Annotated in this window: 24 protein-coding genes and 3 tRNA genes; 12 read left to right on the plus strand and 15 right to left on the minus strand. The window is 52.7% G+C overall.

Going from position 1 to position 23,401, the window contains the following annotated elements:
* Window positions 1–40 precede the first annotated feature (40 nt).
* Complete coding sequence (gene tsr / locus EOS97_RS13215; RefSeq protein WP_127836160.1) at window positions 41–1,702, plus strand: methyl-accepting chemotaxis protein; 1,662 nt, start codon at window positions 41–43, stop codon at window positions 1,700–1,702.
* Between the two features lie 169 nt (window positions 1,703–1,871).
* On the opposite strand, the gene opgB is transcribed toward tsr, so the two are convergent.
* The 6 genes from opgB to EOS97_RS13245 form a co-directional block, all read right to left on the minus strand.
* The gene (gene opgB / locus EOS97_RS13220; protein ID WP_001292710.1) at window positions 1,872–4,163 is read right to left on the minus strand and encodes a phosphatidylglycerol--membrane-oligosaccharide glycerophosphotransferase; all 2,292 of its coding nucleotides are present in this window, start codon (window positions 4,161–4,163) and stop codon (window positions 1,872–1,874) included.
* Between the two features lie 282 nt (window positions 4,164–4,445).
* Window positions 4,446–4,907: a DUF2501 domain-containing protein gene (locus tag EOS97_RS13225; RefSeq protein WP_001090314.1), complete on the minus strand. Its 462-nt coding sequence runs from the start codon at window positions 4,905–4,907 to the stop codon at window positions 4,446–4,448.
* 57 nt (window positions 4,908–4,964) lie between these two features.
* Window positions 4,965–5,702 carry a DNA replication protein DnaC gene (dnaC, locus tag EOS97_RS13230; protein ID WP_000799924.1) on the minus strand — a complete coding sequence of 246 codons (738 nt, stop codon included), beginning with the start codon at window positions 5,700–5,702 and terminating at the stop codon, window positions 4,965–4,967.
* A 2-nt stretch (window positions 5,703–5,704) separates the two neighbouring features.
* On the minus strand, window positions 5,705–6,244 hold the full coding sequence (gene dnaT, locus EOS97_RS13235; RefSeq protein ID WP_000098573.1) for a primosomal protein DnaT: 540 nt from the start codon (window positions 6,242–6,244) through the stop codon (window positions 5,705–5,707).
* Between the two features lie 92 nt (window positions 6,245–6,336).
* Entirely contained in the window at window positions 6,337–6,810 is a 474-nt protein-coding gene (locus tag EOS97_RS13240) for a threonine/serine exporter (protein WP_000511331.1), read from the minus strand.
* Window positions 6,801–7,577 (minus strand): threonine/serine exporter ThrE family protein, encoded by a 777-nt coding sequence (locus tag EOS97_RS13245; protein ID WP_001727653.1) that lies wholly within the window; start codon window positions 7,575–7,577, stop codon window positions 6,801–6,803. Before EOS97_RS13245 ends, EOS97_RS13240 begins: the two co-directional genes overlap by 10 nt.
* A gap of 712 nt (window positions 7,578–8,289) precedes the next feature.
* Here EOS97_RS13245 and EOS97_RS13250 point away from each other — a divergent pair.
* Both EOS97_RS13250 and bglJ read left to right on the plus strand, forming a co-directional pair.
* Window positions 8,290–9,015 (plus strand): response regulator transcription factor, encoded by a 726-nt coding sequence (locus EOS97_RS13250; protein ID WP_000936662.1) that lies wholly within the window; start codon window positions 8,290–8,292, stop codon window positions 9,013–9,015.
* Entirely contained in the window at window positions 8,976–9,650 is a 675-nt protein-coding gene (gene bglJ, locus EOS97_RS13255; protein ID WP_023165793.1) for a DNA-binding transcriptional activator BglJ, read from the plus strand. Before EOS97_RS13250 ends, bglJ begins: the two co-directional genes overlap by 40 nt.
* 50 nt (window positions 9,651–9,700) lie before the next feature.
* Here the strand turns inward: bglJ and EOS97_RS13260 are convergent, their stop codons facing one another.
* From EOS97_RS13260 to EOS97_RS13270, 3 genes are all read right to left on the minus strand, one after another.
* The gene (locus tag EOS97_RS13260) at window positions 9,701–10,159 is read right to left on the minus strand and encodes a YbaK/EbsC family protein (RefSeq protein ID WP_000058272.1); all 459 of its coding nucleotides are present in this window, start codon (window positions 10,157–10,159) and stop codon (window positions 9,701–9,703) included.
* A gap of 141 nt (window positions 10,160–10,300) precedes the next feature.
* Window positions 10,301–11,089, minus strand: a complete 789-nt coding sequence (gene fhuF / locus EOS97_RS13265) for a siderophore-iron reductase FhuF (RefSeq protein WP_000331531.1) — start codon at window positions 11,087–11,089, stop codon at window positions 10,301–10,303.
* Window positions 11,090–11,209: 120 nt separating this feature from the next.
* Window positions 11,210–12,274 (minus strand): GGDEF domain-containing protein, encoded by a 1,065-nt coding sequence (locus tag EOS97_RS13270; protein WP_000211213.1) that lies wholly within the window; start codon window positions 12,272–12,274, stop codon window positions 11,210–11,212.
* Between the two features lie 250 nt (window positions 12,275–12,524).
* Between EOS97_RS13270 and EOS97_RS13275 the strand changes: the two genes are divergently transcribed.
* Window positions 12,525–12,761, plus strand: a complete 237-nt coding sequence (locus EOS97_RS13275; protein WP_000941878.1) for a DUF1435 domain-containing protein — start codon at window positions 12,525–12,527, stop codon at window positions 12,759–12,761.
* A 31-nt stretch (window positions 12,762–12,792) separates the two neighbouring features.
* Here the strand turns inward: EOS97_RS13275 and EOS97_RS13280 are convergent.
* The 4 genes from EOS97_RS13280 to rsmC all read right to left on the minus strand — a co-directional run bounded on the left by EOS97_RS13280 (window position 12,793) and on the right by rsmC (window position 14,330).
* Window positions 12,793–12,879, minus strand: a tRNA-Leu gene (locus EOS97_RS13280).
* Window positions 12,880–12,910: 31 nt separating this feature from the next.
* Window positions 12,911–12,997: transfer RNA gene (locus EOS97_RS13285), tRNA-Leu, on the minus strand.
* A 27-nt stretch (window positions 12,998–13,024) separates the two neighbouring features.
* A tRNA-Leu gene (locus tag EOS97_RS13290) sits at window positions 13,025–13,111 on the minus strand.
* A gap of 190 nt (window positions 13,112–13,301) precedes the next feature.
* Window positions 13,302–14,330, minus strand: coding sequence for a 16S rRNA (guanine(1207)-N(2))-methyltransferase RsmC (rsmC, locus tag EOS97_RS13295; RefSeq protein WP_001272291.1), 1,029 nt, complete (start codon window positions 14,328–14,330; stop codon window positions 13,302–13,304).
* Between the two features lie 102 nt (window positions 14,331–14,432).
* Here rsmC and EOS97_RS13300 point away from each other — a divergent pair, with 102 nt between their 5' ends.
* From EOS97_RS13300 to EOS97_RS13335, 8 genes are all read left to right on the plus strand, one after another.
* Window positions 14,433–14,870, plus strand: coding sequence for a DNA polymerase III subunit psi (locus EOS97_RS13300; RefSeq protein WP_000203996.1), 438 nt, complete (start codon window positions 14,433–14,435; stop codon window positions 14,868–14,870).
* Complete coding sequence (rimI, locus tag EOS97_RS13305) at window positions 14,815–15,261, plus strand: ribosomal protein S18-alanine N-acetyltransferase (RefSeq protein WP_001092435.1); 447 nt, start codon at window positions 14,815–14,817, stop codon at window positions 15,259–15,261. Before EOS97_RS13300 ends, rimI begins: the two co-directional genes overlap by 56 nt.
* 21 nt (window positions 15,262–15,282) lie before the next feature.
* The gene (yjjG, locus tag EOS97_RS13310; RefSeq protein ID WP_000870686.1) at window positions 15,283–15,960 is read left to right on the plus strand and encodes a pyrimidine 5'-nucleotidase; all 678 of its coding nucleotides are present in this window, start codon (window positions 15,283–15,285) and stop codon (window positions 15,958–15,960) included.
* A 91-nt stretch (window positions 15,961–16,051) separates the two neighbouring features.
* Entirely contained in the window at window positions 16,052–17,641 is a 1,590-nt protein-coding gene (prfC, locus tag EOS97_RS13315; protein ID WP_000175965.1) for a peptide chain release factor 3, read from the plus strand.
* Window positions 17,642–18,042: 401 nt separating this feature from the next.
* Window positions 18,043–18,660: a molecular chaperone OsmY gene (gene osmY, locus EOS97_RS13320; protein ID WP_000178963.1), complete on the plus strand. Its 618-nt coding sequence runs from the start codon at window positions 18,043–18,045 to the stop codon at window positions 18,658–18,660.
* Window positions 18,661–18,788: 128 nt separating this feature from the next.
* Entirely contained in the window at window positions 18,789–18,950 is a 162-nt protein-coding gene (locus EOS97_RS13325) for a DUF1328 domain-containing protein (RefSeq protein ID WP_000490276.1), read from the plus strand.
* 123 nt (window positions 18,951–19,073) lie between these two features.
* A complete protein-coding gene (locus tag EOS97_RS13330) occupies window positions 19,074–20,147 on the plus strand; it encodes a patatin family protein (RefSeq protein WP_000531540.1) in 1,074 nt (357 codons plus the stop codon).
* The gene (locus EOS97_RS13335; RefSeq protein WP_000119017.1) at window positions 20,144–20,917 is read left to right on the plus strand and encodes a metal-dependent hydrolase; all 774 of its coding nucleotides are present in this window, start codon (window positions 20,144–20,146) and stop codon (window positions 20,915–20,917) included. Before EOS97_RS13330 ends, EOS97_RS13335 begins: the two co-directional genes overlap by 4 nt.
* Before the next feature lie 32 nt (window positions 20,918–20,949).
* On the opposite strand, the gene EOS97_RS13340 is transcribed toward EOS97_RS13335, so the two are convergent.
* The gene (locus tag EOS97_RS13340; RefSeq protein ID WP_001064943.1) at window positions 20,950–21,813 is read right to left on the minus strand and encodes a YjjW family glycine radical enzyme activase; all 864 of its coding nucleotides are present in this window, start codon (window positions 21,811–21,813) and stop codon (window positions 20,950–20,952) included.
* Window positions 21,785–23,335, minus strand: a complete 1,551-nt coding sequence (locus EOS97_RS13345; protein ID WP_001111686.1) for a YjjI family glycine radical enzyme — start codon at window positions 23,333–23,335, stop codon at window positions 21,785–21,787. Before EOS97_RS13345 ends, EOS97_RS13340 begins: the two co-directional genes overlap by 29 nt.
* Window positions 23,336–23,401: the final 66 nt, after the last annotated feature.

The raw sequence follows: 23,401 nt of genomic DNA on the forward strand, positions 1-23,401 counted from the left end.
AGGCCGAAAATTCTGTATCTGTCTAGCGGAAAGAGAAAACATGTTAAAGCGAATTAAAATTGTTACCAGCTTACTGCTGGTATTGGCGCTATTTGGCCTTTTACAACTGACATCCGGCGGGCTGTTCTTCAACTCGCTGAAGAATGACAAAGAAAACTTCACCGTATTGCAAACTATTCGTCAGCAGCAGTCTGCCCTGAATGCAACCTGGGTGGAGCTGTTGCAAACGCGTAATACCCTGAATCACGCGGGTATCCGCTGGATGATGGACCAGAGCAATATTGGCAGCGGCGCAACTGTCGCTGAACTGATGCAGGGGGCGACCAATACGCTGAAGCTGACCGAAAAAAACTGGGCGCAGTATGAGTCGTTACCGCGCGATCCACGTCAGAGTGAAGCGGCTTTCCTTGAGATCAAACGAACCTATGATATCTACCACGGTGCGTTGGCGGAGCTTATTCAGCTTCTTGGCGCGGGTAAGATTAACGAGTTTTTTGATCAACCGACTCAAAGCTATCAGGACGCTTTTGAGAAGCAGTACATGGCCTATATGCAGCAAAACGATCGTCTGTACGATATTGCTGTTGAGGATAACAACAGTTCCTACAACCAGGCGATGTGGGTACTGGTCAGTGTGCTGATTGCCGTTCTGGTGGTCATTATCGCCGTCTGGTTCGGCATCAAACTGTCGCTTATCGCCCCGATGAATCGTCTGATTGAAAGCATTCGTCATATCGCCAGCGGCGATCTGGTGAAGCGTATCGACGTGGAAGGCTCCAACGAAATGGGGCAGTTGGCTGAAAACCTGCGTCATATGCAAAGTGAACTGATGCGTACCGTTGGCGATGTACGTAACGGCGCGAATGCGATCTATAGCGGCGCCAGCGAGATTGCGATGGGCAACAACGATCTCTCTTCCCGTACTGAGCAGCAGGCAGCTTCTCTGGAAGAGACCGCCGCCAGTATGGAACAACTGACCGCCACCGTGAAACAGAACGCCGAAAACGCCCGTCAGGCCAGTCACCTGGCATTGAGCGCCTCTGAAACAGCGCAAAAAGGCGGCAAAGTGGTGGATAACGTCGTACAAACAATGCGCGATATCGCCTCCAGTTCGCAGAAAATCGCCGATATTATCAGCGTAATCGACGGTATTGCTTTCCAGACCAATATTCTGGCGCTGAATGCGGCGGTAGAAGCGGCGCGCGCAGGCGAGCAGGGACGCGGGTTCGCAGTGGTGGCCGGTGAAGTCCGTAATCTGGCCCAGCGGAGCGCACAGGCAGCGCGGGAGATCAAGAGTCTGATTGAGGATTCCGTGAGCCGTGTTGATGTAGGTTCGACGCTGGTCGAAAGCGCCGGTGAAACCATGGATGAGATCGTCAATGCAGTGACCCGCGTGACCGATATCATGGGCGAGATTGCCTCGGCGTCCGACGAGCAAAGCCGTGGTATCGACCAGGTGGGCCTGGCGGTAGCGGAGATGGATCGCGTAACGCAGCAGAACGCCTCGCTGGTGGAAGAGTCCGCCGCCGCGGCTGCGGCGCTGGAAGAGCAAGCCAGCCGTCTGACCCAGGCCGTCGCGGTGTTCCGTATTCACCAGCAACAGCAGCGTGCGAGTGAAGTGGCTGCGGTAAAAACCCCGGCAGCCGTGTCGTCACCAAAGGCCGCTGTGGCCGACGGCAGCGATAATTGGGAAACGTTTTAAGGGCTTAGTGGTGAACAGTCGGCCTACAGATGACCGTAGGCCGGATGAGATGTTCACACTTTTGCCTGATGGCGCTTCGCTTATCAGGCCTGTGCGCCAGTTTATTGATAAAGATGATGTGTAGGCCGGGTAAGGCGCAGCCGCCACCCGGCATATATGACATTCTCTTTTAACTTTCAACATTCACCACTTTGATCTCCACCATGCCAATCCCCAATTTGCGCGGCGAATGGCCCAAAATATTACCTTCGTTGGTGGAGACGGGAGCGGGCGGCGCAATGACTAAGGTATTCGCGTCCGTCGGGTTGTTGAAATGCAGCGTGATAGTGGACACATCGTGACCCAGCACCAGCGTCTGTTCTTCGTTGCCTACGCGTACCGGAATCGGCCGATTCGCGTTGTCGCCGAAGGCTTTGGCGGTGATCACCAGATCAAACTTTTTCGGCAGCGGCGCTTTATATTCGATTTTAACCTCATCGCCCAACTGCGCATTTGACCAGCGCCCCCAGGACTCCGGCCGGGAAATGCCGCTAAACTGCTTCACCTCCTCCGGCGCGCCCGCCACATTAAAGATAAAGCTATCGGCTTTATAACGAATATCGTTATCGACAATCTTTAAGGTATCGACGTTGCCTTTGTAGCGCTCCATATCGATCATCGTGTCTTTAAACGCCGTCTTACCCTGCCACTGCGCTTTATCAACATGCTGTACGGTTTGCTGCCCGCCAAGCTGTCCCTGCGAGACGCACCAGTCGGTAGAAAGCGCCAGCGCCGGCGCCCATAGCTGCGCCATTTTGTAGCAGCGATCGATCCAAACGAAATTATCGCGCGGGGCGAAGTCGGCCAACTGGAACCGTAGCGGAGCGGAGTATTCACTTTCCGGTAACGGCTCGACGCGCTTATCCGATACGCGCAGTAGTAACGGCAGGCGGAAGTGGCTGCCGGAAAACGCGATCATGTTTTTGTCCCGATCGACGGTAAAATCTTTTATCTCTTTCGGGAAATTCCACAAGCGAATGATATCCGGCTTCATCGCCAGCACTTTCTCTTTTACATTCAGGAACACTTCCGACAGCGACTGCCCGGAAAGGCTGCTACGTCCCAGACCGATAAAATTATCGCCGCCGAGAATATCCAGCACCGTTGCGCCGTTGTCCATCGTGTTGCGTTTGACCGCCAGCGTCTCCTGCTGTGGTTTATCGCCGCGCAGAATGAAAAACAGATTGTTGCGATCTTGCTTATTCAGGTATTTCCAGGCCGTATTGTTCATCGCCAGATGGTCGGAAGAGACGACGATAACGGTATCTTTAAACCACGGTGACGCTTTGATTTTGTTGATAAACTCGGCGATGTTTTCCTGGCTGCAACTTACGGCGCTAAAGGACTGGTTGGGCTTGCCGTCGTAATCGTAGCGTTTGCGGTTGCAGGTGCGTGAGATAAACCCGTCCGGGTGGTGAGTATCTACGGTCAGCGTAAACAGCGAAAAACGCTGGCCTGAGCGGGAAAGCGCTTCAAATTTCTTCCATGCCTCATCAAGCACCGTATCGTCGTAGAAGCCCCAGTCGTTACGATAAGACGGGTCCGCCACCACCGTTTTTAGCTCTTCAGCGCCGTACAGATGATCAAATCCGTGTGATTTCAGGAACACGTCTTTCCCGGCAAAACGCAGGTTAGCGCCCTGCACGAAATAGTTCTGGTAGCCGGAGTTTTTCAGAATATCGCCGAGGCAGATATTCTGCGGGAAGAAGCTGGAAACCGACGCGGACGCATTGCCCTCAAACGGCGCAAACAGCGGAATACCGCACTGGGAAGCCACCATCCCGGCGATGGTGTAATCCGTTCCCGGCAGTTGCATGGTATGGCTGAAATCCAGCCCCTCATTTTTCAGCGCGCCTAACTCTGGCGTGAGATTGGGGAACGCGTCATTATCAAAATAGGTCCGTTCCAGGCTCTCGCCGTAGATATAGACCAGATTGAGCTTCGGATTAGGAATGGTTTTTGCTGGTTCTTTATAATAAACGGCAAAATCCGGATCGCCATCGCGCATTTGTGATTTTACCAGTTCGGTAATCTGGCGAAACGCCGGGCTGGCGTCGACCGAACCCAACGCCAGCAGTAACGCCAGCAGGCTGTAACCGACATGATGAGGATGGTGACGGCGGCGGCGTAGTATCCATCCCAGCGCGCCGAATACCGCCACTAACGCCAGGGCAATGCCGATTCCCGGCAGAATATATTTGCCGACTCCCGCTCCCGTCAGACTATTCGTGAGCGTATAAAGCACTGCGTCGTTGATCCCGTCGCCGGTAAAATAGTCGCTGGCATACAGGGTAATATTCAGAATGACAAAAAGTCCCAGCACCGTGAGAGTGGCGGCAAACCACCAGGTGTTACGGCCCGCCTTCCAGGCATATATCAGCACAGAGGCGAGAAACAGAGCGACAGAAAGCAACTCGGACAACTGACGATCCTCAATAAACCAGGCTTATCGCTGGCAGGAAAAAATTTCTAACAATGTAATAGCGATGTCACATTGCTGCAATTCTAATAACTTTACACGGCGCTGTTATTTAGAATGAGTTTAGAAAGTTGGTTTTTTGATCGGCATCACTTCCTGCCATAGCGGTTAATAACAGGAAAAGACGAAGAGAAAAATCGGGTTAATACCGTGTTGGCGGGTAAAGGGCCAAAACACGGCTTTTATCAGGGCGTTCCAGCGTGGCGCACGGTCAGAAAAACGCAGTCAGGAGAGGAAATTCAGCCCTTGCTGCAACACCAGATCGCAAGCTTTGGTTTTCACCTTTTCCGCCAGCGGCGTACTGCCGATATTATTGAGGTTCAACTGCTGGCCGTCCTTCGTCTTGAGCAACCCTTGCAGGCCGTTCAGGTAGTTAGTGTCCTGCTCCTGCTGTGTGGTATCCAACCCCAACTTGTTCAGAATCTGATTTTTAACGTTTTCCACGTTGGTAGCGGACGCCAGTTTCTGTTTGGCGCAGTACTGCAAAATACCGGCGGCATTATTCATATTATCGGCGCTGAGTGACTGGGCACCTCTGCTGAGCAGACCGGTTAGCGCAGAAAGCGACATCCCGCCCTGCTGTGCGTTCGCGCCCTGAGCGCTTAACTGACTGGCGGCAATACCGCTGGTGGAAATCAGTACGCTGGCGATCGCCGCGCAGCACAGAACATGTTTCGCTGTATTCATGGTAATCACCTGTGTTATGCCAGCCAGGCGTCGTATCGCCCTGGCGCACGTTGCAATTTAATACTCTTTACCTGTCACCCGGCTGCGGTAACTGTCCCAGGTAAAATTAACCCATAAACTGTTGCCGAGACGCATACGGTCCATGACGCGTTCGCCAAGCATTTTCGTCATCTCTTCCATATTGCTGTTCGTCAACATGCCGGTGGGACGTTTTGACGAGGAACGACGATCGACAATTTGATTGATGATCACTTTTTCATAGCGGGATTCGGTCTGCACGCCGATCTCGTCGATCACCAACAGATCAACGTTACTCAGATCGTTAAGCAACTGCTCTTCGCTGGTTTCCCGATTGCTGAACGTGTCTTTCATCGCTGACATAATATCCGCTACGGTGATAATCAGTACTGACTTTCCGCGCAGCAGCAGCTCGTTACAAATAGCCGCGGCGAGATGATTTTTACCGGTTCCCGGCTTGCCGGAAAAGACAAAGCTGGCGATATTGCCGTCAAACTCATCAACGTATTGTCGGGCTTTGCTTAACGCGTTCATTTGTCCGTCGCACTCAACCCGATAGTTATCAAACGAACAGTTTTGATGCAGCGGTCGAATGCCGGAACGGTTAAAGGTGCGCTGCATTTTCATCGCCCGATTTTCCCGCGCCAGCGCCGCCGCCCGGATCTCGCCTTGCTCTTTCTGCCAGGCCAGCAGTTCTTCGCCCGTTTTAAACGCCGGCGTAATATGCGCAGGCATCATTTTTTGTAGACGCTGCATCAGGTCGCCAACATTTTTCATCGTTACCCCCTAAAACCTGGTGGAATATGATTGTCAGGTTCGCTGACGCTATTGATGTCGCGCTGCGGCATTCCGCCATTGCTGGAACGGCTGATTTGCACGCTGCGCGCCAGCTTTTGCTGCCACTGGATATGGTGAAAAACCTTACCTTCCGCCTGCCAGTAGGCGATAAACGCCGCCAGCTCTTCTGCGGTGACCGGCTCCCGAAGCGCCACGCCCCAAAGGGCAGCCTGACGCTGAAAATCCGCATCCGGTTGCCAGGCGGGATACATGGCGAATTTTCCGCAGGGAATCGCAACGGGGGCGGCTTCGGGCTCTTCGTAAAATTGCGCGTCTAACGCCACATCGCTTCCCGGACGCGATAACTTTTCTTCAAGCGCCAGCAGTTCAGCCATGCGTGCAGGCGTCACGGCATAAAAGGCAGGCGCATTATTAGCGAATACCGCCACTGCGCCGCCCGTTGACTTCGCCAGCACAGCATGATGATCGTGTAAAAGGGCGTCAATACCGATGACGTCCGACGTTAAAATTCTGGAAGACATAATGTTTCTCAATATGGAACAACAACCGAGAAGGGCGACTGTTTTTATAGTACCACACAGACCTGTAAGAACAGCAGGAGGCGTTCCACCATTCACACGCGGGGGCGTTTGCGGTACAGCCATAATCCCGGTACAGAGAGGCCAATTGAGAGGGCGCCAACAATGGAAGAGGCTTTCAGAAAATTGGTCAGCAGCGTAATCATCATCGGTTCGCTATAGCCCAGATGGCTAATTTTTACTGCGGAAATCATCGCGGTATAGGCGGAAATCCCCGGAAACATCGGGATCACGGCCGCGACGGTAAACACTTTAGGGTGAGCGAGATACCAGCGTGACCACTGAATACCAATACTGCCGACCAGCAGCGAAGCCATAAACGTCGACCATTCGATATTAAAACTAGCGCTCATCATCAGCATACGCGAGCCATGACCCAGCGCCCCCAGTAGCGCGCACCACGGAAGCGCCCGGTGGGGAACATTAAAGACCATCGCAAACCCGACGGCGGGGATCGCAGACAAGATCATGTCCTGCATAAGCGCCAGTAAAAAGTCGATTATACCCATCCTCGTAGCCCCCATACTGTCATTGACATCACTACGCCCACACAGGTGGCCAGTGTCAACAGGCTGGCGATAGCCCAGCGCGCCAGCCCGGTATTAATATGTCCTTTAAACATATCTGCGACGGAATTAATCAGCGGAAAGCCCGGCACCAGTAGCAGTACGCTCGCCGCCATGGCGATAGTGGGCGTCTGGCTAAAGGCGGGAAGGGTGAGCATCAGCCCGGAAATCGTGGTAGCGACAAAGGCGGTAATGCAAAAATTGATCTGCGGATGTAAATGCCGCTGCGCCAGCATCTGGCGAATATACATGGCTATCATACTGGCGAAAAAGGTGATAACCGCGCCATCCCAGCCGCCATTATTCAGCTTACAAAAGCAGGAGCAGGAAAGACCGACCATAAACGCCACCAGCCAGCGCGGATAACGCAGCGGGCGGAGCTGGCTAAAGCGTTTTTCCACGCCTTTGTAATCCAGCAGACGATGTTCCGCGAGGATAACGATATGCTGAACCTCCGTGACGACGTGCATATTAATGCCGCGATCCTGGTTTTTACGTGTCGATGTCAGACATTGTCCGTCTTTAATGGTCGTCAGGACAATGGCGTTAGAGGAGATCGCGCTTTCGACGCTATCCATACCGAGCGCCAAACCGAGGCGGGTGGAAAGCTCATCAACCAGTGCGCTTTCCGCCCCGTGCTGCAATAAAAGCAGCCCGCATTGAATACATAACCGTGTTACTGCTCGTTGAATTGATTGCTCTTCTTGCATGACTCGTCCTGTCCGAAAAGACATTCTATGCGCCGCCACTATGACAGAGGCTTTCTTTTTAACACGAAGCGCAGGCATGATGGCGTTGGTTAAGATCAATTTCTTGTTGATAAAAACGTCAACCACCAGACGCAACGCATAAGCTTCCTGAGACGTGCGCTTCGTCACAGGCAGGATATCCTTATGGGCGACGGTTCTCGTATGTCCGTTTCCAGAATAGAGGCATTATGCCAGCCTGGCCGCTCATTTTTGAATCAATGATGTGGTGAATTTTATCAACGATATGCATTAATGGTTTAACCACAATGGCGTGAGCAGCGGGCGTAAAAATAGGCATGACTTAGTGTAATTCGCAGATATTACATGGGTTTTATGGATGGTAGACAGTATTGTTGGGCTTTTGTTTTAGGACTCAGCAATATGAATGAAGGGCGAACTCATATTTTAAATTTATTAATATGATGCGTTTTCGTTAGAATTGCTAATGTGCAAATTTAGTTAATTTAATTGTCTTGCTTCTGGTTTTATGAGTAACTATGCGATAGTGATTTCATGTTTTTGTGCTATGTGGATTGTAGCGCAATCAATGTTAGATATTTAAAAATAAAACAAGGATAATTAATCCACTCGGCCTATATTTCTTTGCGATCATTGTTAATAGTGTTTTTATTAATGGGGCAATGAAAGGGGGCGGCGTGGGTGCGGAGGAATTATGCTGCCAGGATGCTGCAAAAATGGACTTATTATCAGTAAAACCCCTCTTATACAGGAAGGTCTTAAAGGGGCTATAACAGGTAATTTCCCCGATTATAAACTGGCGTATTGCCGTACGATAGAAGAGCTAACGCTGCTACAGCTACGCCGGAGTAATTTAGTTATTGCTGATTTAGCAGTTAACAATGCCTCTTCCCGCGCTATCTGCGAATATTTTTATAGCTTAATCTCGCAATATCGCGACATACATTGGATATTTCTGGTTCCTAAATCCTGCTATCCACATGCAGTTGATCTCCTGATGGGCCCCGTCAGCACCTTGCTTTCAGACGAAGAGCCAATCGAGAATCTTATTAGCGTTATCCATGCGGGAAACGCTCGCTCAGAAAGAATAAGCAAAACATTATTATCGCCTCAGGTACCGTCTGAAATTCAGCAGTCCCACGACAGGCCGATTGTCCTTACGCTGTCTGAACGAAAAGTATTACGCCTTTTAGGAAAAGGGTGGGGCATTAACCAAATTGCGGCGTTACTTAAAAAAAGTAATAAAACAATTAGCGCCCAAAAAAATAGCGCCATGCGACGCTTATCAATACACAGTAATGCAGAGATGTATGCATGGATAAACAGTTCTCAGGGAGCCAGAGAATTGAACCTACCTTCGGTATATGGAGAAACCATGGAATGGAAAACAGAATCAGCAAGAGAAATGTTGCGCTCGTAGAAAAATGCGTGATGAGCACCATTGGTATTAAAGGGCTATTTGATGCAATGCCGGATTGCCGACATACGCTTCATATTTTTTCAAAACCATCCGCGTTTTATAAGTCTGCGCTAAAGACGCCGTTTTCTGCCGTTATTTTTTCTCTTTCTGCGTTAAGAACTGAACGCCGGACAGGATTATCCAGCCTGACGGAACTGGCGATAAATTATCCCCATATGCGGCGTCTGGTGATTGCCGATGATGATGCTGAAGCCCGCTTAATCAGCGCGTTATCCCCGCTGCCGCTGGATGGGGTCATCAGCAAAGCGTCGCCGTTGGATGTTTTACAGGATGCCTTATTTACATCGCTTAATAGCGCCCGGCGGACAACGGAGCGTACAGACAATCTTTGGGAACTTCACCAGAATTGTATGCTTAGTCCAACCGAGCGGGAGATTCTGCGTTTCATGTCGAACGGCTACTCAATGCCGCAAATTGCCGTCCAGTTAGAACGTAACATTAAGACTATCCGGGCGCATAAGTTTAATGTGATGTCCAAGCTGGGCGTGAGTTCTGATGCCGGGTTACTCGATGCTGCGGATATTCTGTTATATCTGCGCGCCGGAGATGGTACCGCGCTCCAGCATCGGGTATAGCCCGCGCCGGATGCGCCGTGCTTGTTCGGGGAATCCGGGTGTCAGGCGCGTTATTGGCACACGTCTACCCAGGTCGCCGATGTCAGTTCAGCCATTCTTTCCGGCGTGATGCGTACCGCGCTGTGCGTGGCGCCTGCGGCAGGCAATACTTCGTTATACCCCTTCAGAGAGATGTCGCAATAAACGGGCAGCGGGTGCTCCAGCCCAAAGGGACATACGCCGCCGACAGGATGTCCGGTTGCATTGACCACTTCATCGCTGCTCAACATACAGGCTTTTGCGCCGAAAGTGGTTTTAAGCTTCTTATTATCCAGGCGGGCATCGCCTTTCGCGACCACCAGGATAATGGTGTCTTTTACTTTAAGCGAGAGCGTTTTAGCTATCTGCCCTGGCTCTACGTTGTGCGCTTTGGCTGCCAGCTCGACAGTCGCTGTACTTTGATTTAATTCGATAATTTCAATATCGGGAGCATGATCGGCCAGAAATTGCCGTACAGATTGCAGACTCATTCTTCTCTCCTGAGACCTTACCAATAGCCACGGTAGACCCAAAAATGGCAAAACGTAATTTGGCATACGGAGAGCGCCGCTGTAAATATAATAATGTGACAGGCCAGCAGCAGTAAGCCGTGACGATAACTGAAGGCAAGTTTACTTTAGCGTGCAGTCGCCGCACTGCTGTACGTCAGGTAAGCGGTAACGTTGGCAGCAGGTTCTGCGTACCAGAAGACCGTCGCGCATTACGACGGTCCGCCACAGCGGGTTATCCTGACCGTCGGATAGCTGCTTTTCAAAAAAACAGCGCTGGCGTAGCGTTGCCAGCAGGGCTTCGCCAAGCAGCGGTTTCATCTCAGTCAGATACCAGTTGATTAAATAACCGGTATTGCTCCAGATAAGTTTCGCGTTGATGTCGCCAGTCGCCTCCAGCGCCTGAATGACCGGCTGTAGTGCGGAGACTATCAGCGTTTCCATTCGTTCTTCCGGGGAACGCCCCGTTGCCAGGTTATCCTGATGCACATCAAGCCAGAAACACGCGGCGCGCCCGGTTTCATGAAATTCAACGTGAATATGTTCTGCCGAGACATTGATAGCGCGCGCTTGCGTCAGTAATGCCAGCATCAGCGGCGGCGCCATCAGCCCGATATACCATTGCGCCCACAGGGAGAGTAACGGTTTATTTTCACGTGGCAGGCCTGGCGTGTGCCGATAGATGTGATCGGAATAGGCGGCCAGCAATGAACGAAACGTCGCGGGGCGCGTCCACTGGGCAAGAGTCATTGCCGTTGGCGGCGGTGTTTCATCCAGCCGGATGAAGTCCAACAGGTGCTCACGGGTAGAGGCGATCGTCTCGCGTACTGCGTCCGCCAGCGAGGCGTCTTCCGGCTGGGGAGCAGCTCGCCAGATAATATCGTCAGCAATCGGTGCGGAACGGTAGGCCATAGCGCAGTTTAATGATGTTAATCTAAATGATAATGATTGCTAATCCTATCGATAGCGATAAACGATGGCAAGCGGTTTATGGTTAACGCTGTTGGCGTAGCACGATTACGTCAGCAGGATTCATAGGGCGCGCATGTCGTCGCTGACCAGAATATGGTTACGTCCAAGATGCTTGGCTTCGTAGAGCGCTTTATCCGCTTTTTCGATAGCGTCTCCGATATTGCGATCCGTCAGGGGCGCAATGCCGATACTGACAGTGACATTGGTGGCGACGCTTTCGTTAAACATATGCGGGATTTTAAGATCGTATACTTCCTGTCGGATACGTTCTGCGGTAGCGCGGGCTTGCTGTGGTTCGGCGGTGGTCAGCAACACCAGAAATTCTTCCCCGCCAAAACGGCAGACGACATCGCGCGATCGCACGGCGTCCCGAATTGCCGCTGAGACGCGGATTAACGCCTGATCGCCCATCATATGACCGTAGTGATCGTTATACGCTTTGAAATGATCGATATCCAATAGCAGGACGTAGTGTTCATGGCTGCCCGGCGCCTGTAACGTATCCAGCCGATTTTGCAGGCCACGGCGGTTATATAAGCCGGTTAATGGATCAAGCATACTCAGGCCATTGAGAGTTTCCCGCTCGGCCAGCAGCTTAAACATGAGCTGTTGGGCAAAGTTATCGTAGCGTTTCTGGATAACATGTTGAATAGTGATTCCCACCATTGGCAGGGCCAGCAAATAGAGAATTCGCAAACCTTGTTCATTACCGTTTAGCCACAGGCAGACCGCGACTGGCGGTAGCGAATAGAGCGTAAACGCGACGATATTCGCGGCAAAGGCTATCGAGCCGATAAACAGAACGCTAAGCAGGGAAATCAATAAAAAAGAGAAATCATAATGGCCTAACGCCGGATACTTTAGCGCAATATGCGCCGCCCATATTCCCCCAAAGAGTAGGGAGATAAAGGGGAGATTAATTCTTTTTTGCCCATATTTCCCATGCCATATCAACAGTAATACGCTCAGGACCACTATCCCGATCATTGGCGTGCAAAATACATTGATCTGATAAAGGGGGAAAACGAGAGTAAATAGCGCCGACACGGCGTTGAGAAACAAGAAAAGACGTAAAGAAAACTGATACTTCTTAATACGAAGCGACCGCCAGGATGGTGTTGTCATGGGTAATTGTCGTTATTTATCGGTGATATACACGGAATCGGGCGCCAACATGAAAATAACGTATGAGAAAAGGTCGCCTAAAGCGAGGTGTTGTTGTTTTTACGTTAACAGTCGGACAATTTATCACCTTACTGAATACGTGTCATCAACCGTTAAGTAAAACTCATCTCTTTAGCTTTCTCCCTGGCTGACAAATGATAAAATATATCATATGATATTAGTTATCATTATCAATTCCAGAGGTAAAACCATGTTGCAGCGGACGTTAGGCAGCGGATGGGGCGTGTTATTGCCTGGAGTGATTATCGTTGGACTGGCGTTTATCGGCCTGTCAGCTTATGCGCTGAAGCTGTTGATTGTATCAGGATTGCTACTGTCTGCGCTGATGTTGTATCACAAACAATTACGGCATTTTGTACTGCTGCCATCGTGTATAGCGCTTATTGGCGGCATGATGTTGGCAATGATGAACTGGAATCAGGGATGAAAATGAAGGGACAAAGGAAGGATAAGATAATTGGTGCGAGGGGGGGGACTTGAACCCCCACGTCCGTAAGGACACTAACACCTGAAGCTAGCGCGTCTACCAATTCCGCCACCTTCGCACAGTTATCTTACTTTTTGATATCGCCTCGTTGGTGCGAGGGGGGGGACTTGAACCCCCACGTCCGTAAGAACACTAACACCTGAAGCTAGCGCGTCTACCAATTCCGCCACCTTCGCCCAGTGCGAGCAATATCAACGTGGTTTTGGTGCGAGGGGGGGGACTTGAACCCCCACGTCCGTAAGGACACTAACACCTGAAGCTAGCGCGTCTACCAATTCCGCCACCTTCGCATACCATCAATTCTTGAAAAGAATCACTACCACGGAGGCGCATTCTAGTGGTTTTCAGCTATTCGTCAATAGTTAATTGCATGGGACAGATTGATTGCTGCAAAAATGGGCGCGAGACGTAGGTTGGATAAGACGCCTGGCGTCGCCATCCGGCACATGCAACCAGATGGCGCTGCGCTTATCAGGCCAACTATTTCTTCGCCTGACGGGTCATCACGGTACGATAAACCTTAAAGCGCCCGGTTTGCGCGATGACTTCATGGAAGCCAAAAGTCTCATCCAGAATCTTAGGATAGGGCAGAAAGGCGTTCGCCACGATGCGTAACTCTCCGCCGCTGTTCAGATGGCGCACTGCGCCGCGAATGAGCGTTTGCGCCGCATCGAGGCTGGTTTGCATTCCGTCGTGGAACGGCGGGTTGGAGATGATCATGTCAAAACGTCCTTTGACTTCCGAAAAGACGTTGCTGGCGAATACCTCGCCTTCAAAACCATTAGCGGCAAGCGTGGCGCGACTGGCTTCCACCGCCGGCGCGCTGACGTCACACAGCGTCAGGCGCACTTTCGGCGAATGGCTGGCCAGCGCGGCGGAAAGCACGCCAGCGCCGCAGCCGACATCCAGCACTTTACCTTTGGTGTGCGGCGTCAGCGTAGACAGCAGCAGTTGGCTACCGACATCCAGTCCGTCGCGGCTGAATACGCCCGGCAATGTTTTGATGGTCAGCCCGTCGATGTTGTACTCGGCCCACCAGGATTCGAGACTAAACTGCGGCTGCTTTTCCAGACGGCCATGGTAAAGGCCGCAACGTCGCGCGCTATCTACTTTGTTCAGCGGCGCATAGTCCGCCAGCATCGGTTCGGCGCTACGCACGCCGCTACGGTTTTCTCCCACGACGAAAACATCGCTGCCCACCGGCATTAGCGACAAAATATTCATCAACTGGAACTGCGCTTCGGGTTTATTTTTCGGCCAGTAGTAAATCAGCGTATCGCAGTCAGCGACATCGCTGGCTTGCGCGACCAGGCTAAAACGGACGTTATCGCCCATCTGGCGGCTTAACGCCTGCCAGTGGTGAAACTGTTGCGTATACGCGCGGCTGGCGGCGCATTCAAAGCGCGCGGGCAGGTCATCCTGCAAATCTCCGGCAAAAAGAATACGGCTTTGTTCGAAATCATCACTGTGGCGCAGCAAGACTTCACTTGCCGGGGTAAAAGCAGACATGGAATGCTCCTTAATTCAGACTGGCGGCGATTATAGTAGTTTGATGGCGGAGATTCGACAGATTTGCTATATTTGCGCCCCTGATTACAGGAGCGTTTCGCTATGACATCCCGACGAGACTGGCAGTTACAGCAACTGGGTATTACGCAGTGGGCGCTGCGACGTCCTGGCGCGCTACAGGGCGAGATTGCGATTTCCCTTCCCGCGCACGTTCGTCTGATCGTGGTTGCAGAGGAATTACCCGCGCTGAACGAGCCGCTAATGCGCGATATTTTACGCGCGTTGACCGTGAGTCCCGATCAGGTTTTACCCCTGGCGCCTGAGCGCGTCGCCATGCTGCCGCAGGGCAGCCGTTGTAATAGCTGGCGGTTAGGAACTGACGCGCCGCTCCAACTCGAAGGCGCTCAGGTCACGACGCCGGCGTTTAATGAACTCCGGGCAAACCCGGCGGCACGCGCCGCACTATGGCAACAAATCTGCGAACATGAACACGATTTCTATCCTCAGCACGACCGATCTCCCCGCAGCCTGGCAGATTGAGCAACGCGCTCATGCGTTTCCGTGGAGCGAAAAAACGTTTTTCGGCAACCAGGGCGAACGGTATCTCAACCTTAAGCTGACCGCTGATGACAGAATGGCCGCGTTTGCCATTACACAGGTGGTGCTGGACGAAGCGACGCTGTTCAATATTGCCGTCGATCCGGATTTTCAGCGTCGGGGGCTGGGGCGTATGTTGCTTGAGCATCTGATTGATGAACTGGAAAAACGTGGGGTTGTAACGCTATGGCTGGAGGTACGCGCCTCTAACGCTGCCGCCATCGCGCTGTATGAAAGTCTGGGGTTTAACGAGGCGACGATTCGCCGCAATTACTATCCCACGGCACAAGGGCATGAGGACGCCATCATCATGGCGTTACCGATAAGCATGTAATAAAAGAGGCAAGGTGTAATGATGAAGTGGGACTGGATTTTCTTTGATGCCGATGAAACGCTGTTTACGTTTGATTCTTTCACCGGCTTACAGCGGATGTTCCTTGACTATAGCGTCACCTTTACCGCTGAGGATTTCCAGGATTACCAGGCCGTGAATAAGCCGCTATGGGTGGATTATCAGAACGGCGCGATTACTTCATTACAATTGCAGCACGCGCGCTTTCAAAGTTGGGCTGAACGGCTAAACGTTGCGCCGGGGCTGCTGAATGACGCTTTTATTAGTGCGATGGCGGAGATCTGTTCTCCTTTGCCGGGCGCCGTTTCGCTACTTAATGCGATTCGCGGGCAGGCTAAAATCGGTATTATTACTAACGGTTTTACCGCGCTACAACAAACTCGTCTGGAGCGCACCGGGCTGCGCGAGTATTTCGATCTGCTGGTGATTTCCGAGCAGGTTGGCGTCGCGAAGCCCGATCCGAAAATCTTTAACTACGCCCTGGAGCAGGCGGGGAACCCTGACCGCTCGCGCGTATTAATGGTTGGCGATACCGCGGAATCCGATATTCTTGGCGGCATTAACGCCGGACTGTCGACCTGCTGGCTTAACGCGCATCATCGCGAGCAGCCCGCGGGTATTCATCCAACCTGGACTGTGGCGTCATTAAGCGAACTGGAGCAGCTCCTGTGTAAACACTGATTGCCTCCCCCAGGTTGATGGGTAAAATAGCCGCATTTTTCGTATTCAACATGCGTGGTTAAACGCCGCGCTTACTCAAGAAGATTTGACTATGACGTTGTCTCCTTATTTGCAAGAGGTGGCCAAACGCCGCACTTTTGCCATTATTTCTCACCCGGACGCCGGTAAAACCACCATTACCGAAAAAGTGTTGCTGTTCGGACAGGCGATTCAGACCGCCGGTACGGTAAAAGGCCGTGGCTCCAGCCAACATGCAAAATCTGACTGGATGGAGATGGAAAAACAGCGTGGTATCTCTATCACCACCTCGGTGATGCAGTTCCCGTATCACGACTGTCTGGTGAACCTGCTGGACACCCCGGGGCACGAAGACTTCTCCGAAGATACCTACCGTACCCTGACGGCGGTGGACTGCTGTCTGATGGTGATCGACGCCGCAAAAGGCGTTGAGGACAGGACTCGTAAGCTGATGGAAGTTACCCGTCTGCGTGATACGCCAATCCTGACCTTTATGAACAAACTCGACCGTGATATCCGCGACCCGATGGAGCTGCTGGATGAAGTGGAAAATGAGCTGAAAATCGGCTGCGCGCCGATCACCTGGCCGATTGGCTGCGGCAAGCTGTTTAAGGGCGTTTATCACCTTTATAAAGATGAAACTTATCTGTATCAGACCGGTAAGGGCCACACCATTCAGGAAGTGCGCATCGTTAAAGGGCTGAATAACCCGGATCTGGACGCCGCCGTCGGTGAAGACCTGGCGCAGCAACTGCGCGACGAGCTGGAACTGGTGCAGGGCGCGTCTAACGAGTTTGATGAAGAGCTGTTCCTGGCAGGGGAAATTACCCCGGTATTTTTCGGTACCGCGCTGGGTAACTTTGGCGTTGACCATATGCTGGATGGTTTAGTGGCGTGGGCGCCCGCGCCGATGCCGCGTCAAACCGATACCCGCACAGTGGAAGCCTCGGAAGAGAAATTCACCGGTTTTGTCTTTAAAATTCAGGCCAATATGGACCCGAAACACCGCGACCGCGTGGCGTTTATGCGCGTGGTTTCCGGTAAGTATGAGAAGGGCATGAAGCTACGCCAGGTCCGTACCGGCAAAGATGTGGTGATTTCCGACGCGTTAACATTTATGGCGGGCGATCGTTCGCACGTTGAAGAAGCGTACCCGGGCGATATTTTGGGTCTGCATAACCACGGCACCATTCAGATCGGCGATACCTTCACCCAGGGCGAGATGATGAAGTTTACCGGTATCCCGAACTTTGCGCCGGAACTGTTCCGTCGTATTCGCCTGAAAGATCCGCTCAAGCAGAAGCAGCTACTGAAAGGGCTGGTGCAGCTTTCTGAAGAGGGGGCGGTGCAGGTATTCCGTCCCATCTCCAACAACGATCTGATTGTCGGCGCCGTGGGCGTTTTGCAGTTTGACGTTGTTGTCGCGCGCCTGAAAAGCGAATACAACGTTGAGGCGATTTATGAATCCGTCAACGTGGCGACGGCGCGCTGGGTGGAAAGCGCCGATGCGAAGAAATTCGAAGAGTTTAAGCGTAAGAATGAAACGCAGCTGGCGCTGGATGGCGGCGACAATCTCACCTATATCGCCCCCACGATGGTTAACCTGAACCTGACCCAGGAACGTTACCCTGACGTTCAGTTCCGTAAAACGCGCGAACACTGATCCCTTTCCGGGCGCGGCATCCGCCGCGCCTTCGTACTTTCCCTGCCTTTTTAACCGCTTACGGAATGTTCTTAAATCCCGCGTTTTTTCTCCGATCTGCCTGTTTTTTATACGCACCGACAAGCGATTTTAAAATTGTGATCTATATTTAACAAAGTGATGACATAAATGTCGGCTTTAATGCCTGTTCAATGCGTGAATATTAGAGCTTAAAGCTGAGATTTGTTTCAGTCACGATATTAATAACTGAAACGGAAGGGTGGCAGGCGACGCGTCGTTACAAATTCACGAATGTGATGCCAGTCATTGACTTCAGAAACCGGTGAGTTTCACCGCATTCAGCAATGCAACCTCGTGTTGCCTGAGCTCAAATTACGAGCAAACTATACAGGACAAAATCGATGACTATGACAAGACTGAAGATTTCTAAAACTCTGCTGGCCGTAATGTTGACCTCTGCTGTTGCGACAGGTTCTGCCTTTGCAGAAAACGCAACAACGGACAAGGCGCAAAGCGGAACCGAAACCGCAGGGCAAAAAGTCGATAGCTCTATGAATAAAGTCGGTAACTTCATGGATGACAGCGCTATCACTGCGAAAGTCAAAGCTGCGCTGGTAGACCATGACAATATTAAAAGCACCGATATTTCTGTCGAAACCAATCAGAAAGTCGTCACCCTGAGCGGCTTTGTAGAAAGCCAGGCGCAGGCTGAAGCCGCCGTGAAAGTGGCGAAAGGCGTAGAAGGCGTGACCTCCGTTAGCGACAAACTTCACGTTCGCGACAATAAAGAAGGTTCCGTGAAAGGTTATGCCGGCGATACGGCCACGACCAGTGAAGTCAAAGCCAAGTTGCTGGCGGACGATCTCGTCCCTTCCCGTAAAGTGAAAGTGGAAACGACCGATGGCGTCGTACAGCTCTCCGGTACCGTTGAAACTCAGGAACAAAGCGACCGCGCTGAAAGCATCGCGAAAGCCGTTGATGGCGTAAAAAGTGTTAAAAACGATCTGAAAGTTCAGTAATTCGTCGTAATTCGTCCTCCCGACGTTTGTCGGGAGGCGTAATGTGCACCACACTAAAAATATCGCGAATGAGTAGCCTGAGCGCTCATATTTAGCGGTCGACATTAACTATGGTAAAGGAGAGGCTTATGTTTCGTTGGGGCATTATATTTCTGGTTATCGCGTTAATTGCCGCCGCATTGGGTTTTGGTGGACTGGCTGGTACGGCTGCCGGCGCGGCGAAAATCGTCTTCGTCGTCGGGATCGTGCTCTTCCTGGTCAGCCTGTTCATGGGCCGTAAACGACCCTAGCAGGCAGCTGTAAAGATATATTGCTATCAAGCCAGTCCAGCGGACTGGCTTTTACGGTTTTAGCCGTTAACGTTTTGCGTTACCTTGTCAGCCTGGAAAAAAATGAAAAACAGGAAGGCAGAGGTGGGCCAGCGAATACCGGTTACGCTCGGCAATATTGCGCCGTTATCATTAACACCGTTCCGGCCAGGCCGTATGGCGCTGGTCTGTGAGGGCGGGGGGCAGCGGGGTATCTTTACCGCAGGCGTGCTGGATGAGTTTATGCGTGCGCAGTTTAATCCTTTCCATCTCTACTTCGGCACATCAGCCGGTGCGCAAAATCTCTCGGCGTATCTCTGCAACCAGCCCGGCTACGGGCGTAAAGTCATTATGCGCTATACCACCAGGCGCGAATTTTTTGATCCGCTGCGATTTGTACGCGGAGGAAACCTTATCGACCTCGACTGGCTGGTAGAATCCACTGCCGCCCGGATGCCGCTGCAGATGGATACCGCAGCGCGCCTGTTCGACAGCGGAAAATCCTTTTATATGTGCGCTTGCCGGGGGGATGATTACACGCCGGGCTATTTCTCGCCGACAAAACAAAACTGGCTTGATATCATTCGCGCCTCCAGCGCTATACCGGGTTTCTACCGTACCGGCGTTACGTTAGAGGGCATCAACTATCTGGACGGTGGCATTAGCGACGCCATTCCGGTTCAGGAGGCGGCAAAGCGGGGGGCGAAAACCATTGTGGTGATCCGCACCGTACCCTCGCAAATGTATTACACGCCGCAGTGGTTTAAGCGTATGGAGCGCTGGCTGGGGGAGAGCAGTCTACAGCCGTTGGTCAACCTGGTGCAGCATCATGAAACGTCCTACAGCGCGATCCAACAATTTATTGAAAAGCCGCCGGGTAAGCTGCGGATCATTGAAATTTATCCGCCGAAACCGCTGCACAGCATGGCGCTGGGCAGCCGTATCCCGGCGCTGCGTGAGGATTACAAAACCGGGCAATTATGCGGGCGTTATTTCCTTGCCACCGTTGGTAAATTGCTCGCCGCAACGCCGCCTCTCTTGCGCCATACGTCGCGGATTGCCGTGCCGGAAACGGTGGTCGTGCCTCCGGCGCCGGTGGCCAATGATACGCATGTGGCGGAGGTCATTAGCGCGCCGCAGGCAAACGACACCACATTTACCGACGAGGATCTGGCGTGAGCTGGCGCTTTATCGATACGCATTGCCATTTTGATTTCCCGCCCTTTACGGGCGATGAGCGCGCCAGTATTCAGCGTGCCTGTGAGGCGGGCGTTGAAAAAATCATCGTGCCGGCGACCGAGGCGGCTCACTTTCCCCGCGTGCTGGCGCTGGCGGCGCGTTTCCCGTCGCTTTATGCTGCGCTGGGATTGCACCCCATTGTGATTGAGCGTCATGCCGATGACGATTCTGATAAGCTACAACAGGCGCTGGCGCAACAACAGAACGTCGTGGCGGTAGGCGAGATCGGTCTCGATCTTTATCGCGACGATCCGCAGTTCTCCAGGCAAGAGCGATTTTTAGACGCGCAGCTGCAACTGGCAAAACGCTACGATCTGCCGGTGATCCTGCACTCGCGGCGCACGCATGACAAACTGGCGATGCACTTAAAGCGCCAGGAGCTGCCGCGAACCGGCGTGGTGCATGGTTTTGCCGGCAGTCTGCAACAGGCCGAACGCTTTGTGCGACTGGGCTATAAAATCGGCGTCGGCGGCACCATCACCTACCCGCGCGCCAGTAAAACCCGTGATGTTATGGCGCGGTTGCCGCTGGACGCGCTGTTGCTGGAGACCGATGCGCCGGATATGCCGCTAAAGGGGTTTCAGGGGCAGCCGAACCGCCCGGAGCAGGCGGCGCGCGTATTTGATGCGCTCTGCGAATTACGTTCGGAGCCCGCAGAGGTGATAGCCGATACGCTGTATCGCAATACCATTACCTTATTTCGGCTCTGATGGCATCGCAGCCGCCGTCCGGCAGGCGACGGTTACAAATATAGCGCCGGCAAAATCAGCTTCGCCACCCCACGCGCGCGCAATCCGTCTGCCAGCCGTTCCACCTCTTGCGGCGTCGCGCCTGGCCAGGCTTTCGCTTCGCCATAGACGCCGTGCGCATGAAAGGCATTCAAACGCACCGGAACCTCGCCCAGCGAAGTAATAAACGCCGCCAGTGAATCGATATGCGCCGCATAGTCCACCTGACCCGGGATAACCAGTAACCGCAGCTCCGCCAGTTTTCCCTGCGCAGCAAGAAAGCGGATACTGTGCTTAATATGAGTGTTATCACGTCCGGTCAGACGGTGATGACACTCGCTCTTCCAGGCTTTCAGATCGAGCATTACGCCGTCGCAAACCGGCAGTAGTTTCTGCCAGCCGGTCTCGCTTAACTGACCATTACTGTCCACCAGGCAGGTCAGTCGTTGTAACTGCGGATCGGCTTTGATCGCTGTAAATAGCGCCACAATAAACGGTAATTGCGTGGTCGCCTCTCCGCCGCTGACGGTAATACCTTCAATAAACAGCGATGCTTTACGAATATGACGCAGCACATCGTCAACGCTCATGGTCTGCGCCATTGGCGTTGCCTGCTGTGGGCACATTTTCAGGCAGGTATCGCACTGCTCGCAGACGTCCGACCGCCATACCACTTTCCCGCCATCAACGCTGAGGGCGTGGTGCGGACACTGCGATACGCATTCCCCGCAGTCGTTACAGCGTCCCATCGTCCACGGGTTATGGCAATTCTTGCAGCGCAAATTGCAGCCCTGTAAGAATAATGCCAGGCGGCTGCCTGGCCCATCGACGCAGGAAAACGCAATGATCTTACTGACTAAAGCGCATCTGTTGTTCATGGCTGACTACGCGTGGCTGTCGTTCCAGGATGCGGGTATTACGTGCGGCTTCTTCTCCCAGCCAGGTGGTATTCGTGCGCGAGCCTTCGGCGCGAAATTTCGCCAGATCCGACAGGCGCACCATATAACCGGTGACGCGCACCAGATCGTTGCCGCTGACATTGGCGGTAAATTCCCGCATCCCGGCTTTGAACGCGCCAAGACAAAGCTGAACCAGCGCCTGCGGATTACGCTTGATGGTTTCGTCCAGCGTCAGAATGTCGCTGATCCCGGCATGATAAAAGGCATGGTGCGGCGCGACGGTTTGCAAATGGGTGATAGGGTCCGGTTCATCGCCATACGGCAGACGTGCGCCCGGCGTAGTGCCAATATCGGAACTGATGCCAGACTGGGCATGGAGCAGCGCCCGTTGCTTCCAGCCATACTTCACTGGCGTATTTTCGACGAAATCCGCCAGTTGGGCGCTGATACGGTAGCCCAGCTCGTTCGCCGTTTCATTCTTGCCGTAACGGGCGTTCAGGCCCGCGTTTTCGCACAGCAGATTCACGGCTTCCGCCAGCCCGTACATACCGAACATCGGCGCAAAACGTTCGGGATCGATCAAACCTTCCTGTACAAGAAAGCTATTCTCAAAGAAATGTGACTTTTCATAGAGGAATTCACATCGTGAATTAATGATGGCGATCTGCTGTCGGCAGTAGTGCGGTAGCGTACGTGAAAAGAAGTCATCGACAGACGTACTGCGTTCTGCCACGGCTTTCAGGTTGAGACGTACCAGCGTACTGCCGCCGCCGCCAAGCGGTAGCGAGTTATAACAACTGACGATGCCATAATGGCCTTTTGTGAAAATTTTATCATTTACAGGGCCGTTGGAAATGTGTGGCTTACTGCATTCGCAAATGTTTTTGGCGACCTCCAGCAGCAGATCGTCCGGCGTAATTTCCGCATCGTAGATAAACGTCAGGTTAGGCGCCACCTGCTTTAGCTCGGCATCAGCGCGCAAAATTGCTCGTGTGACAGGCGTATCGGCAGGGCCAATATTGGCATGCATAAAGGCGTCTGGCAGCGTTCTGTCGAGATAACGCCAGAAACGTTTTATTCGAATATCGATCGCATCTTGTGTTAGAATTCTAACATACGGTTGCAGCAACGCATCAAGCTGGCCGAGATAAACCGGCATGGACGTCACGGAAGGAACGTGATGATACAGAATGGTGAGTAGGGATAACGCATCATCCAGATCTTTCGCGCCTTCCAGTTCCAGCCACTGTGAACCGTTAGCCAGAAATCGGGCGTAATCGGGCAACACGTAGCGCGGTTTGAAGGGGGCGTGCCCCTCAAACATATCGCAAATGACGCCTTCATCCAGCGCCTGGCGGGCATCTTCCGGCAGGGTGGGATAAGGCAGGGCGTTTTCAGCTTCCAGCGCCAGAAAATGGCGTTTTTGTTCAGGCGTGAGCACCGGGCTGGTCACAATTTGCTGGCAACGCTGCTGGAGCGCAGTTTCGCATGAGGCAGGCATCTTCGTTTCCTCTTTATGCCGGGACGATGCGCTATTGTAGAAAATGGCGGCAAACCGACTTTGATC

The sequence above is a fragment of the Salmonella sp. SSDFZ54 genome, from assembly GCF_004010735.1.
In the GTDB taxonomy this organism is placed as follows: domain Bacteria; phylum Pseudomonadota; class Gammaproteobacteria; order Enterobacterales; family Enterobacteriaceae; genus Salmonella; species Salmonella enterica.

Excerpts from the sequence above, each read along its gene's own strand:
- EOS97_RS13245 (WP_001727653.1), bottom strand. The coding sequence starts at position 7,577 with ATGCAAGAAGAGCAATCAATTCAACGAGCAGTAACACGGTTATGTATT.
- EOS97_RS13325 (WP_000490276.1), top strand. The coding sequence starts at position 18,789 with ATGTTTCGTTGGGGCATTATATTTCTGGTTATCGCGTTAATTGCCGCC.
- prfC (WP_000175965.1), top strand. The coding sequence starts at position 16,052 with ATGACGTTGTCTCCTTATTTGCAAGAGGTGGCCAAACGCCGCACTTTT.
- EOS97_RS13275 (WP_000941878.1), top strand. The coding sequence starts at position 12,525 with ATGTTGCAGCGGACGTTAGGCAGCGGATGGGGCGTGTTATTGCCTGGA.
- osmY (WP_000178963.1), top strand. The coding sequence starts at position 18,043 with ATGACTATGACAAGACTGAAGATTTCTAAAACTCTGCTGGCCGTAATG.
- EOS97_RS13240 (WP_000511331.1), bottom strand. The coding sequence starts at position 6,810 with ATGGGTATAATCGACTTTTTACTGGCGCTTATGCAGGACATGATCTTG.
- EOS97_RS13225 (WP_001090314.1), bottom strand. The coding sequence starts at position 4,907 with ATGAATACAGCGAAACATGTTCTGTGCTGCGCGGCGATCGCCAGCGTA.
- dnaT (WP_000098573.1), bottom strand. The coding sequence starts at position 6,244 with ATGTCTTCCAGAATTTTAACGTCGGACGTCATCGGTATTGACGCCCTT.
- dnaC (WP_000799924.1), bottom strand. The coding sequence starts at position 5,702 with ATGAAAAATGTTGGCGACCTGATGCAGCGTCTACAAAAAATGATGCCT.
- rimI (WP_001092435.1), top strand. The coding sequence starts at position 14,815 with ATGAACACGATTTCTATCCTCAGCACGACCGATCTCCCCGCAGCCTGG.
- EOS97_RS13250 (WP_000936662.1), top strand. The coding sequence starts at position 8,290 with ATGCTGCCAGGATGCTGCAAAAATGGACTTATTATCAGTAAAACCCCT.
- EOS97_RS13300 (WP_000203996.1), top strand. The coding sequence starts at position 14,433 with ATGACATCCCGACGAGACTGGCAGTTACAGCAACTGGGTATTACGCAG.
- EOS97_RS13260 (WP_000058272.1), bottom strand. The coding sequence starts at position 10,159 with ATGAGTCTGCAATCTGTACGGCAATTTCTGGCCGATCATGCTCCCGAT.
- EOS97_RS13345 (WP_001111686.1), bottom strand. The coding sequence starts at position 23,335 with ATGCCTGCCTCATGCGAAACTGCGCTCCAGCAGCGTTGCCAGCAAATT.
- tsr (WP_127836160.1), top strand. The coding sequence starts at position 41 with ATGTTAAAGCGAATTAAAATTGTTACCAGCTTACTGCTGGTATTGGCG.
- EOS97_RS13340 (WP_001064943.1), bottom strand. The coding sequence starts at position 21,813 with ATGAACAACAGATGCGCTTTAGTCAGTAAGATCATTGCGTTTTCCTGC.
- fhuF (WP_000331531.1), bottom strand. The coding sequence starts at position 11,089 with ATGGCCTACCGTTCCGCACCGATTGCTGACGATATTATCTGGCGAGCT.
- rsmC (WP_001272291.1), bottom strand. The coding sequence starts at position 14,330 with ATGTCTGCTTTTACCCCGGCAAGTGAAGTCTTGCTGCGCCACAGTGAT.
- yjjG (WP_000870686.1), top strand. The coding sequence starts at position 15,283 with ATGAAGTGGGACTGGATTTTCTTTGATGCCGATGAAACGCTGTTTACG.
- bglJ (WP_023165793.1), top strand. The coding sequence starts at position 8,976 with ATGGAAAACAGAATCAGCAAGAGAAATGTTGCGCTCGTAGAAAAATGC.
- EOS97_RS13270 (WP_000211213.1), bottom strand. The coding sequence starts at position 12,274 with ATGACAACACCATCCTGGCGGTCGCTTCGTATTAAGAAGTATCAGTTT.